7 protein-coding genes are annotated in these 12,520 nt (G+C 66.2%); 3 read left to right on the forward strand and 4 right to left on the reverse strand.

Annotated features, from left to right (window positions below; genetic code table 11):
• From KDK82_RS11960 to KDK82_RS32760, 3 genes are all read right to left on the reverse strand, one after another.
• A partial coding sequence (locus KDK82_RS11960; RefSeq protein WP_256974461.1) for a transglutaminase family protein occupies positions 1-2,734 on the reverse strand: 2,734 nt, incomplete at its 3' end.
• Positions 2,722-8,628, reverse strand: a complete 5,907-nt coding sequence (locus KDK82_RS11965; RefSeq protein ID WP_179217895.1) for a carboxypeptidase regulatory-like domain-containing protein — start codon at positions 8,626-8,628, stop codon at positions 2,722-2,724. The genes KDK82_RS11965 and KDK82_RS11960, both read right to left, overlap by 13 nt.
• A 606-nt stretch (positions 8,629-9,234) precedes the next feature.
• Positions 9,235-9,384, reverse strand: coding sequence for a hypothetical protein (locus KDK82_RS32760; RefSeq protein WP_179217896.1), 150 nt, complete (start codon positions 9,382-9,384; stop codon positions 9,235-9,237).
• A 140-nt stretch (positions 9,385-9,524) separates the two neighbouring features.
• Here KDK82_RS32760 and KDK82_RS11970 point away from each other — a divergent pair, with 140 nt between their 5' ends.
• From KDK82_RS11970 to KDK82_RS11980, 3 genes are all read left to right on the forward strand, one after another.
• On the forward strand, positions 9,525-10,133 hold the full coding sequence (locus KDK82_RS11970) for a peptidoglycan recognition family protein (protein WP_016446773.1): 609 nt from the start codon (positions 9,525-9,527) through the stop codon (positions 10,131-10,133).
• A 3-nt stretch (positions 10,134-10,136) separates the two neighbouring features.
• Positions 10,137-10,604 (forward strand): hypothetical protein, encoded by a 468-nt coding sequence (locus KDK82_RS11975; protein ID WP_088165000.1) that lies wholly within the window; start codon positions 10,137-10,139, stop codon positions 10,602-10,604.
• A gap of 140 nt (positions 10,605-10,744) precedes the next feature.
• The gene (locus tag KDK82_RS11980; RefSeq protein ID WP_256974462.1) at positions 10,745-11,953 is read left to right on the forward strand and encodes a hypothetical protein; all 1,209 of its coding nucleotides are present in this window, start codon (positions 10,745-10,747) and stop codon (positions 11,951-11,953) included.
• Between the two features lie 58 nt (positions 11,954-12,011).
• Here the strand turns inward: KDK82_RS11980 and KDK82_RS11985 are convergent, their stop codons facing one another.
• A complete protein-coding gene (locus tag KDK82_RS11985) occupies positions 12,012-12,515 on the reverse strand; it encodes a flavodoxin family protein (protein WP_013802753.1) in 504 nt (167 codons plus the stop codon).
• Positions 12,516-12,520: the final 5 nt, after the last annotated feature.

Below are 12,520 nucleotides of genomic sequence, written 5' to 3' on the forward strand. Positions count from 1 at the left end.
CCGTCCCCGCCAGATTGCACTGCGCCGGATCATTGAAGAACCGCTCCGGCACCGCATGCTCCAGCGCGCTCATGTACTGGCCGCGCAGGCGGTTGTAGGCAATCGCCTTTTTCTGGTCGTTGTCCTTGGCCCAGGTCAGGTTGCGGATGTGGCCGATGTCCATGTTGACGCCCGGAAACTCCACCCGGCGCACCACGCCCCAGCTGTAGACGGGCTGGGCCACGGCATGGAACAGGCCGTAGCTCAGGCCCGGCGTTTCCACGATGCCGGCCTGGTTCTGGCTGAGGCGGTTGTGGCTTTGCGCTGCGGCGAACCAGCTCCAGAGCACGGCGGTGAGCAGGTCGCCGCTGATCTGTTCGCCGGTGAGGTTCTGCACGTTGTTGGCCTGCAGTTGGGCCTTGGCCTGTTCCAGCCGGTTTTTGAGGTCATCGAGCTGCCGGGCGTGGATGCCTCCTGCGCTGATGCCTATGGCGGTGGCCTGCCCCGCGGTGTGGCTGCTGTCGTTCGTCAGGTCCCATTGCATGGGGTTGCTGTAGAGCGTGAAGCCGCCCTGGCCCGTGAGGGCCGTGCCCATGGTCAGGGCCTGCGTGCCTTGGGCGACGGTCTGCCCGTCCAGGCTGATGCGGGGTTTGAGGCGGATGAGGTAGCCGGGCAGGCTGGTGGGCAGTTCGCCGGGCTGGATGGGGCTGCCGTCCGCATGGGGCTTGGGCAGGTAGCTTGCGATGAGGTCTTCGCTGGCTTGGTCGGCGGCCGGGTAGCTCAGGGTGAGGCGCTTGCCGATGAGCTGGCTGGTTTTTTCGGTGTAGCTGAGCAGCGGGTTGCCGGCTTCGTCGGACAGGGTGTAGGTGAAGCGGTGCTGCAGGCCGGCCGGGATGCGGCTGATGGGCGCGCTTTCGGCGATGACGGGGTACGGGAGCTGGCCGCTGAGGGTGGCCGGCTGGCGCTCGGGGATGATTTTTTTGCCGATGACGTCGCCCACCGTGGCCTGGGCATTCTGGCCGTCGATGTAGGTTTTGAGCCGTGCCTGGTATTGCTGCAGCTGGTTCTGGATGGCCGCCTGGTTGAGGTTTTGCACCCAGCCTTCGGCTTCGTTGACGGTGGCGCCCTGGCGGGCGGCGTCCAACAGGGATTGGGCGTCCAGGGGGACGGCTGCGGCCAGGTCCATGCCTTTGGCGTACTGGTATTGCTTGTAGCTGGCGTCCAGCGGTATCCAGGCGTTGAGCTGGGCGTCGGGGCTGGGGTGCTGGGGCGGGGTGAGGTGGTCGCCGCCGTCCACGGCGCCGCGGCCGGCCGCGTAGTTGACGTAGGCGCTGACCCAGATGTGCTCCAGCCGGATGTGGCTGATGCGCCCGCCCGCCTGCACGCCGTGCGTGGCGATGCCGCCCTGGCCCAGCAGTTGCTGTACGGCGGCCGGCTGCGCCATGCCGCCGGCCCAGTTCATGGCCTGGGCGGCCGGCAGTTCGATGGTGCCCAGCTGGTAGCGTGCGGGAATGCGGCTGGCGCGCAGCAGCGCGATGGTGAGGCTGGCGATGTCGAAGGCGTTGCCCCGGCCGCTGGCCAGCACGCTGTCGGCGTTCTGGATGGCGCCCCAGGTGGGCACCCATTCGATGTGGTTGCGCACCCAGTTCTGGATGGCGACGGGGTTGTGGCCCAGTTCCCGGGCCTTGGCGCGGATGGCGTCGGCCAGGCCGGTTTCATCGGTCTCGGCCAGGTCGGCCGGGGTGGGCGCTTCTTCGGCCGGGGGCGGCGTGGTGAATTGCAGGCCGGCGATGGTGGTGGTGCCTGTGTTGTGGTCCTGGCGGGCGATGGCGCCGGGCCGGGCCTGTGGGGCCTGTGGGGCCTGTGGGGTCTGTGGGGCCTGGCCTTTTTGCTGCGCTTGCGGTGTTTGCTGCGCCGGGTCCGTCTGCTGGAGCCAATGGAGCCGCTGTTGCCATTGCGCCTGGGAGTCGGAGGGCAGGCGTCTGGTGGCCGTGGGGTTGCGCCAGGGCAGCGGCTGGCCAGGGGTCAGCGGTCTTTGCGCCGTGCCCTGGGCCAGCAGGGTTTGCAGTTGCTGCAGGTCGTTGTGCGGCAGTGCTGCAGCACTGCGGGCCATGGGTGGGGTACGGGCCAGGCGCTGCTGGAGGCCGTGGAAGGCTTGCTCCCGCTGCTCGAAGGCGGCGGCAGCTTCGTCATGCCGGGCCAGGATGGGTGCGCTGGCGCCCTGGCGCAGCAGTTCCTGGCGGGCGGCCGCGAGGTCTTCGCGCGCAGCGGCTGTGGCCTGGGCGATGGCCTCCAGGCTGGCCAGCAGCTGGGCGGGCGTGGTGCCGGGGTTGAAGACGGGCGTGGTGGACGCCTTGGGCGCAGGCGCGCTGGCGGCGGCCGGCTGCATGGCGGCCTGCCCGGCAGGCTGGCCCTGCTGCGCCAGCAGGTCACCGGCCTGTTCGTGCGCCTGCTGCAGCAGCGCATCCAGGCGCCGGGCGGCCCCTTCGTCATGCCGGCTCTGGTGGCGGGCCTCCCGGGCCTTGGCGTCCCAGGCCAGCAGCCGCTGCATCTGCTCGCGGGCGATGGGGTTGGCTGCGGGGGCCTGGCCCTTGTCCTGGGCGATGGCGCTCAGGGGCTGCAGGGCCAGGGCGAGATGGGCTGCCGCGACCAGGGCGGCCAGCGGGCGGGCAATGGCCTTGAGATGGCACATGAGGCCCGGCAGCAGCGCGGATGCGGCGCGGTCCTGGGTCGGAGTGTGGTCTATGGCTGCCATGGTGTTCCCTCGGTGTTTTCTTTGCTGTCTTGTCGTTGTTCACAGGATCGGGCCTTGTCCTGCGCAAGCCGACGCCGCGCCATCCACGGCAGCGCCAGTCCCAGCAGCAAGAGGACGGCAGGCCCGCCCAAGGGGATGGACTGCACCGGCCCGCCAGGTCCGGGCGGGCGGGCGCCGACGGCCAGCGTGGCGACGGCAAGGCTTTCCTCGCAGGGGCCGGCCCTGAGGACGGCAATGGCCAGCGCCCCGGATGGCGTGCCGGGGGCCACCGTCCAGTCAAAGCGCAGGCTTTGCTGGCCGGCCGCCGGGATGCCGATGCCCGTGCGGGTGTCTTCGTGCAGCACGTCTCCGGTGTCCGGATGCACCAGCCGCAGGACGACGGCACCACCGCGAAGGGGCTGACTGCCGGGGTTGTAGAGCTGGAGCTCGAAGCGCGCGTTGCCGCCCACGGGCACGGTGCTGGGCGCGGCGGCCAGCACGCCGCTCACCCCAGCCAGGCAGCCTGTCGCCGCGCCCTTGACCAGGAAGCTGGTCCGGCTTTCCGACAGCAAGGCGCCGGCCGGGTCCATGAGCTGCAGGCGGGCCTGATAGGTTCCCGGCTCCAGTTGCCCGCCCGGCAGGGCATAGGCAAAGTCGCGGGTGCCCGCGGGGGACAGCTGGGCAATGGTCTCTGTACGGTCCAGGTCGGCCACCGCGCCAGAGCCGGCACGCACGACCGTGGTCCGGGCACGCAGGTTTTCCTGCACCACGTTGGCCGAGGTGTTGCCCGCCATGGAGGTGATATGGACTGGCTGGCCGATCCGGTACTCCTGGCGGTCGGCGGAGATGCGCGTGGCATTGCCGGAGCCCGCACCGCCGATCACCTTGAACGGCGCCCTGGCGCTGCCGTAGATTGCCCCTGCGGGGGAGACCAGCTCGGCCAGCAATTCGTAGTCACCCGCCAGCACGCCATTGATGCGCCAGAGGCTGTCCACGGTGCGGGTCTGGCCGGCATCCACCATGGCGGCGGGGGGCAGTGCAAGCACGGCCACGGTGTCTTGCGCCCGGTCGAGCACGGTGAAGCGCACCTGGGCCTCGCGCGTTTCCATGCCGCCATTGGCCACGGGTGCTTCGAAGCGCGCCGTCTCCTGGTCGGCATAGACAGGCCTGTCCGTCCGGGCCGTGAGGGAGAGGTTGGCGTTGGCGGCCACGCGCGGCACCACCAGCGGCATGCTCACCTCTTCGCCGGGCAGGAAGCTGTTGCGAAACTGCAGGCTGGCCTGCTGCGCCACGGGCCGAACTTCGTCGATGGCCATGTCGCGCAGCGCCAGGTCGAAGAAGAGATCGCGCCCGTCCTGCGTGATGCCGGTGAACGACCACAGGTAGCGGGTGGAGCCATCGGCCTGGGGCGTGGTCCGTGCGGGCGGCGGCGTGAACCCCGAGGGCACGACGTTGGCCGCGAAGCTCAGGGACAGATCCGCATCCAGCGCACCCAGCCGGTCCAGCATGGTGGGCAGCCAGATCTCGATCCAGGTGGACGACAGCAGCTTGCCACCCAGCCCGTTGGTGCTGAGCCAGGAGCCGTCTGCGTTCTGTGCGGCCAGCACATAGCTGATGGCCTTGCGCAGGCGCGGATCGTCACGCGAAGGATGGGTGTGGTCCAGCGCCACGCCGACGATGGCGGTCACCACCGGGTCGCTGCGCGAGTACCAGCCGTTGCTGATCTCCCAGCCGCCGTCGCTGCGCTGCCTTGACCACAGGGTCCGGGCCAGGCTGTCGATCAGGCTGTCGAACTCGCCGGCACGGGCCGTCCCCTGGTAGTGCTCGCGCAGCCTGGCCAGGCCGTTGAGCCGCAGTGCCACGTCGATGTTGTTGTCCGCATTGAAGATGGCGCCATCCCGGAGCCGGTCTGCCGCCTGCCCCAGGGTGGCGGCAAGGCGGGTGGCCATGGCCTTGCCGTCGGCCGGCGCGAAGCGCATGCGCAGCAGTGCGTTGCCACGCCCCAGTACCAGCGAGTCGTCCGGCATGGCGACGGCGGTTTCCAGGGGGTCGAACGAAACCCGCTGCACCACCCAGTTTTCGTTGTACCAATACAGGCCCTGGCTGGTGCTGAGCAGATAGCCGCTCTGTCCATGCCTTGACATCTGGTAGGGCACGCCGTTGGTGTAGGCGGCGGGCAGGTCCTTGAGCCCCCCGCCCTTGTCGAAGCGCAGGATGCGCTGCTGCCCCGGAACCGTGGCCAGGATGGAGCCGTCGGGTTCTTCCTCCAGATGCCCGCCACCCGTGCCGAGGGCGGCATGGTTGATGCGCTCGAGCAAGCTGCCGTCCGGCGACAGCGCATGGACGATGGCCTGGTTCGGAGAACGCAGCAGGTAGCCGCCAGCCGCCAGTTCGATGGCGTCGCTGGCGGGCTGATGACTGATTCTGGCCGGGGCGCCGGAACCATCGGACAGGTAGACGCCATCGTTGGCCGCGATCAGCAGCTTGCCGCTAGCCGTGTAGCGGATGTTGTGAAGGGACAGGCCGCTGGCCACGGAAAGGGCCTCGTCCGATCCCGGGGCGATGCGCACGATGGAGCCGTCGCCCCTGTTGCCCACATACAGCGTTCCATCAGGTGCGGCAGCCAGGCGCTTTTCCCCGGATGCGAGGTTGCGCACGGCGAGCGGTTGCGTGCTCTGCACGAAGCCCGGCCCGTGCTGCGACAGGAGCTTGGAATAGTCCACCAGACTGGCCGTGTTGATGCCAGTGGACTGACCGGGAGTTCCCCACCAGGAACGGCGCTCATCCACGATCCACTGCCCGTTGTTGGCCATGGCCATCAGTGCATCCGCCAACTGGCGATTGCCGGACGCGATCTCCCCTGCGTTGCGCCATTCCTTGGTCGCCCACAGGCCCAGCATCGTGCTGGTCTGCGGGGCGGATGCCCCTTGCACCAGGCCATTGCTGTCGATGGACTGCAAGATGGCATTGAGCATTTCATTGCGCTTGTTCTGGTCCAGCGGCTGGGCAAAGCGCAGGTTCTTCTCCCCGCCGACCAGCGCCTGGGTCTGCACATGGCAGGCAAAGCAGCGCAGGTCGCTGACATGGTGCACATAGGCGAACTCGTCGCCGTAGCGCACGGCCTTGGTGATGGCTTCGCGGATCACCGGGGCCAGGGGGTCGGTGCTGCTGCCCGAGGCCATGTCCAGCCCCCTGATCCTTACCGTCCCCCTGGCCGATTGATCGCCGGGAGGGACGACGGCCTTGTCTGCGGTGAAGACGGCCCTGGCCATGTCGCCCACATAGAGCACGGAGGCCACCACGGCCCTGGGCGCCAGGCCCGAAGTGATCTCCACCCGCAGGCTGGCAGGCTGCTGCGGCATCCAGGAGCCGAAGTCCAGGCCGTGCATGGCATTGAGCACCAGGGCGGGTGCCTGGGCCGTTGCCTCATGCAGCACCTGCTCGGTGGTGCTGTCGATGACCCTCAGCCTGTAGGCGCCGGCAGGCAGCATCACATTGCCGCTGTTCCTGACCAGCGCCGTCAGGGCCACGGGCGTCCGGGTGCCCGCCTGGACCACCGGGGGCTCGGCCGCAGCGGAGCCAGAGAACCAGGGCTGGGGCTCGATGGACGCACTGGCGCGCAGGCTGGCCGTGACCACACCCGTGGGGTCGTCCTTGTGGCGGGAGCCTGGCACGATGAGCCGGGCGACCAAGGCATAGTCGCCCGCCGCATGGCTTGCGGTACTCCATTCGAAGTGGGCCTGAACCTCTTCACCGGGCTGCAATTGCGCATCGCCCATGGGAAGGCCTGCGGCATCGAGGGGAGGCAGCACGGCAATCACCGTGCCATCGGCAGCCTGCACCTCCAGTGCCAGGCTGCTGGCGGCTTGTGCCCGGGAGGCATTGCGCACTCGCACGCTTGCACGGATCTTCTGGTTGAGGCCTGCGGATACAGGCCTGGCGCCCAGGCCGGCCAGATCCAGAAAGCCTTCGTCCTGACGCTCGGGCAGCACGAAGTCCTGCGTGACATCGCCCGGCTGCGCCACGGTGACCTCAAAGCTGCGGCCCTGGTAGCCACTGGCCGAGACCTCCACCGTCCATCGCGTACCTGAGATGTCCTGCAGCACATAGGCCCCGGCCGCATTGGTGGTGGCGGCCTTGCCGGCTATGGCAACCGAGGCCGCAGCAAGGGCCCGGCCCGTGGTGTCGGTGACCCGTCCGTGCAGCGTGCTGCTCTGGCGGGCTGCTGCCAGCTCCACCACACCGGCATCCACGCGCGAGCCGCTGACCGTGGTGGCCTGCCGGGTGACCGGCAGGTATCCGCTTTTGGTGTATTCCAGGGTGATGGCACCGATGGGGGCCGTCATCGAGAACCGGCCATCCACCCCTGTGGTGGCCGCAGCCTTGCCTGCAGGCCCGGAAATGGTGATGTCCACCCCTTGCAGAGGCGCCTTGGTGGCCGCGTCCACCACCTGGCCGCCGACCGGCACCGAGGTGGCTGCGGGGGAGCCGGCCTCCATCAGTGCCGGGGAAAACATGCCCCGGGCTCCCGCAGGCAGTTCGGCAAGCCCCGAGGCCGTGATCCAGCCCGCCTTTTGCGCCGTGACGGTCACCGAGCCTGCCGCGATGCCTTCAATGCTGAAGACACCCAGCGCATCCGTAGTGGCCGTGAGGCTCTGCCCGCTGGCCCGGCTGCTGGCGGTGATGGCAACGCCGGCCAGCGCATCGCCATTGGATGCCTTTGTCACCTTGCCGGCCACGGAGGCCGTGGTGTCCGAAGGGTCGGGCTGGAGCGGAGGCGCCACCGTGATCGAACGCTGCAATGCAGGCGAGAAGTTGAGCACGCCCTGGCGCGGCACCACGCCGGCGCCCGACGCCAGGCTGTATCCCGCCTTGGCCGCCGAGACTCCCACCTCGCCAACAGGCGAGACCACGATGTCATAGCGGCCCTGGGCATCGGTCTGCGCCGTGATGGGCGCGCCGCCCGCAGCCGGTTGCACGGCCACGGTGGCGTTTTCCAGCGGCGCCCGGGTTTCGGCATCCAGCACAATGCCCCGCACCGAACCGGAATGGGCCTGCTGACCGGGGTCCAGCGGCTTGACTCCCACCAGCGCCAGTGCCCTGAGGGCCAGGGCCGTGGTGTAGGGGTCGTCAGCCCAGGAGCCATTGGCCTGCTGAGTCGCCAGCAAGCGGGCCTGGACGCGGCCTGCCAGTTGGGGCATTGAAGTCGTATAGGGATGCACCGCCTCGAAGACGAGGGCCGTCAGCATGGCGCTGTCGCCCCAGTGGCCCCAGTCCCCCGAGGCCCCCGAGGCCCCCTGCCTGGCCAGCAAGGCACCAGCCAATGACTGTGCAAGGGCCAGCGTGGCCCCATCCCTGGGAGCATCGGCATTGATCGCCCGCAGCACCACAGCCGTGGTGTAGAGATTGGCATATCCGCCCACCTTGAGCATGCCATCCGATTGCCGGGATTCCATCCATTGCACTACGCCTTGCCGCACCGCAGGATCGGGCTGGGACAGAGCGCCATATGACAGAGCGCCATATGCCCAGGCCGTATCGATCAGCCCCGGCAAGATCTCATCTAGATAGGCAGCAAAGCCTTTGCCGTCGATATACCGGGCGGACAGGGCTGCGGAGCCATCGGCCAAAACGGAGGCATCCAGGCCCTGAAGGCGCCTGATGATCTGCCGGCAGGCCAGTGTTTCCGTGGGAATCCCATCGCCGACCGAAGGCATTGCGCTGGCCAGTGCCGAGACCTGCCCTCCATTGCCCGCCAAGCGCAGCAGCGTTTGCGCCACTTCGCACTGGGCCTGGGCATGGGTGCCAAAACGCGAGCGCCGGGCCATCTGACCCGAGGATTGGACCTGTGCCTGGAGCCACGCCAGGCCTTTTGCCGACTCCACCTCCTGCGCATGGGCCGGAGACATTCCCATGGCATGCGCCAACCACAGGCATGCCATCCACCACCGCATTGCGCAAAGAAATCTCCTCCAGCCTGCCGCATGGGCAAGCCTCCCCCTGTGCTGCATATGTCCACCTTGTACGTTCTCGTGCGTAGGCAGATCTTTCCAATATCAACATCCGAAAACAACCGGCAGCCCCAATCAGACGATGGCCGAACCGGATACACAAATTGTTTCGTTACAAATGACTACCGCAGATCATCCAATGCATGCAAAAAAATGATGTGACTCACCCGAGATCTCAATTTCCACGAGCGAATTCATAGGACCAGTCTTAGCCAAGTCCTGAAAAAACGAGAAAAGCAGGACCAGTCTGAAAATCAGTCGGCTCTACGTTATTTTTTGCAGAAAAAAACAATTGACTTTTCAACAATCCCGAGATAAATGCAGTTCTGCTCATCACGCCGTTTGCAACAGATACGATGGCATCTCCTACAGCCCCTCCCCCCAACACCTATGCAACGATTGATCTCGCAAGCCCTGGTTCTGCCATGGAGCAAGGCCACTGGGCCAGACTCCACGCGCTTGTGGCCGGCACCGCGGTTTTCAGCCATCTGGACGGGTTCCGGGGGAGCGTCAGGTACAGCGGCTGCCGGCACCGGCCATTGCGGCGCAGTCGTGGGTCATCGCACAGGCATTGCACTGCGCTGCATTGAGCATGATGGAATGCCCAGCATTCACGGTATTCATCAATCCGTCATGAACTCCAGCAAATTGTTTCAACATGCTTCATCCACTGGAGCCTATAGTACATTTCGAATTATTTATGGCCATTCAACCCGTATGCTCTCCCGGCTTTCGCCATTCGCATTCATTCAGCCGGAATACAGAGGGAGAAATAATTGGCCACTATCGAAAAAGGATTGATGGTAGACAAAAGCGTCGAAGTCAAGACCTATCCGTCCATAGAGCACGGCGCCTTGCTGTCCGTCACATCCATCGTGCTACACCGCACTGACTCGTCCACGGCCGCCAGCGTGCTCAATGCCTACAAGAGCGGCCAGAAGACGGGGGCGCACTTTCTGATCGAGAAGGACGGGAAGATCTACCAGACGGCCAGCCTTGAGCGCATCTGCTGGCATGTGGGAATTCTTCAGCCGCGCTGCGTCAACGAGAGCACCTGCGATCCCACGGAACTCAAGAACATCAATGCACTGCTTCACCAAAAGGGCCTGAGCTTCAGCAAGCGGGCCAAGAATGTGTCATCGCACGAGAACACAAAGGCCTATCCGTTGCGTTATCCGGCCAACAGCGACTCCGTGGGCATCGAGGTGGTGGGCCGTTTCCTGCCATCGACCAAGGATTACGAGGCGCCCACCCAATCGCAGCTGTTCCAGACCAAATGGCTGACCCAGCAATTGGTGGACCACTACAAGCTCAAACTGCTGTCCGATGTCTACTCCCATGGCGCCATTGCCCGCAAGGAGGCGACCGAAGGCGCCCAATTGCTGCGCTACATCTTCACGGGAGCCTGAGCCATGCCATCCAGCCAGCTTTTCAACAATCCCTCTCGCAGCCTGCGCATTGCCGCCTGGGCTGCCGTGATGCTGTGCCTGCATGCGCCGCTGCAGGCCTCATCTACATCCACATCCACGCCCACGCACAAACACGCTGCCAAGGCGGCACCCATTTCCGTCATCGGCCCGGTCACCCGTTCCGTAGGCACGGGCGAGACCATGGGATGCGAGAAAGTCAGCCTGGACGCCGCCGACGTGGCCCGCTATTTCGCGACGGCAAAGCAAGTCTCGGCTGGCAGCTTCCACGAGGAATCCATCATCCTGCCTTGCAGTTTCAGCGGACGGCTGCTGCGCTCGGGCAAGGTCTATGAATGGAACATCAACGCCGCCGGTGCAGGCTACCTGCGCAGTGAAGATGGCGATCACGACCTGCGCTACCTGTGCCGCAAGGCCTGCGAGAAGGCATTGCCGCAGTTGACGGGGCTTTGACCTGTTGTTCAGACATTGTCTACACGGGCGTCTTGTCACTCCCATTGAGTGATGCCCCATCCTCCTGTCAAACACAGCGGATACGATGGCGCCTCCCACAATATTCCCAACAGACCATGGACCGACTGATTTCCCAAGGAATGCATTCCTTCAGCCAGGGCGACCACGCGCGCATGCATGCGCTATGGTCCGGCACCACGGTTTTCAGCCATCTGGACAACGAAGCGATTGCCAGCCTCTTGGCCAGCATTCAGGCCACTGCCGAATCAGGCCAGGGTAGCGAATGGTCATGGCTGATGCTGTGCCTGGTGTATCTCGATTCCAGTGACCAATTCACCGAGGACCGCAGTGCGGCATTGCGCCAAGTCGGCGAATGGGCACAGCGCGCACTGGCGATGTCACCAGGCAATGCCTATGGACACCGCTATTTGGGCAGTGCCCACTATTGGCTGGACGAACCCGAGCCCGCGCTGGCCGCCTACCGCAAGTCTCATGCCTTGCAGCCCCAGGTGGACTTGCAAGCCCGCATTTTCGAGATGGAGCATGCCGTGCCCTGGCGCAGCATCTTTTCCTATCCCGAGTTGGCTGATAGCCCGGCGGCACCCGACTACTACACGGCCGGCGTGACCGTGGGCAAGTGGAAGCGCCCCGACACGGATGCAGCGGCCCTGCAGGAAATCGAGCGCCTGCAGACCACACTCTACGAACTCTGTCTGGAGCGCTTCACCAGCGCCGGCACGCCGGCAAACGGCCAGGAGGCCGCGCCCGCCGCGCTGGACATCCACACCTATGCCATGTGCTGCAACAACCTGGGCGTGCTGTACAACGCGCATGAACAGTACGAGCAGGCGGCAGCCGTCCTCGAAGCCGGGCTGCAGCAGACCCGTTTCCAGGCCCTGCTGGAAAACCTGCGCCATGCCTATCGGCAACTGGGGAACCGCAAGCAAGCCACCGACCTGTCACTGCTGCTGATGGAGGACTACGCGCTTGATACCGGCCTGTATCTGGACTGCGCGCAGACCGCGTGCGCCTATCTCAACGAGACCAGCCACCACCAGGACGTCCTCGACATCGTGGCCGAAGCCGAGCGCCGCTATGCGCAGCTTTCGCCGCAGCAACAGCAAGCGCAATGGGAAGTTCGCAGCATGAGCTTCGTTCATGCGCACAAGGTCACCGCCCTCAGGGCCCTGGGCCAGCTCAAGGCCTCGCACCTTCAGCCTGAACTGGTCGAGATCGCCCTGCGCCACGATCCGGACAATGCCCAACTGCTCGGCATACGCGCCCACATGCAGGGAGCCCGGCAGCAGGTAGGTGGAAAAGGCGGATTCTGGTCGCGCCTGTTCGGCTGAACCACACCGGGCGACCGGGCCACCAAGAAATGTAGGGCACCCAAGATGCTGGCAACCCTCAAAAGACCCCCAGCGCCAGCCCGGCCCCCATCGCCTCCCCCAGCGCTCGGCACTGTTCCAGCTCAGCTGCGGCAATCCGCTTGGGCGCCAGGATGGCTTCGGTGGTCTGGGCGTGGGTGCAGATGATCAGGGGCTCGGCCACGGGCTTGAGGCGCCAGCCGGTGGCGATGCGGGCGATCTGGCGGGCGGCGTTCTGGCCGTCGCTGCCCGCGCAGATGAGGCTGGCATAGGGCCGGCCATTGAGGTGATCCAGGGCCGCGTAATAGCTGCGGTCGAAGAAGTCCTTGAGCTGGCCGCTGATGGCGGCCAGGTTTTCCGGGGTGGCGAAGAGGTAGCCGTCGGCGGACAGCACATCGTCGGGGCCGGCCTCGGAGGCGTGCAGCAGGCGCACCTGCACGCCCTGGCCTTCGGCCGCTGCGCCGTCGCGCGCGGCCTCGGCCATCTGGCGGGTGCCGCCGGTCATGGAGTGGTAGACGATCAGCAGGGTCTTGCTTGCGTTCATGCCGC

The organism is Delftia sp. K82, assembly GCF_002193035.1.
GTDB classification, from domain to species: Bacteria; Pseudomonadota; Gammaproteobacteria; order Burkholderiales; family Burkholderiaceae_C; genus Comamonas; species Comamonas acidovorans.

Coding starts and splice junctions, on each gene's coding strand:
- KDK82_RS11965 (WP_179217895.1), bottom strand. CDS start 8,628: ATGGGAATGTCTCCGGCCCATGCGCAGGAGGTGGAGTCGGCAAAAGGC.
- KDK82_RS32760 (WP_179217896.1), bottom strand. CDS start 9,384: ATGTTGAAACAATTTGCTGGAGTTCATGACGGATTGATGAATACCGTG.
- KDK82_RS11970 (WP_016446773.1), top strand. CDS start 9,525: ATGGTAGACAAAAGCGTCGAAGTCAAGACCTATCCGTCCATAGAGCAC.
- KDK82_RS11975 (WP_088165000.1), top strand. CDS start 10,137: ATGCCATCCAGCCAGCTTTTCAACAATCCCTCTCGCAGCCTGCGCATT.
- KDK82_RS11980 (WP_256974462.1), top strand. CDS start 10,745: ATGCATTCCTTCAGCCAGGGCGACCACGCGCGCATGCATGCGCTATGG.
- KDK82_RS11985 (WP_013802753.1), bottom strand. CDS start 12,515: ATGAACGCAAGCAAGACCCTGCTGATCGTCTACCACTCCATGACCGGC.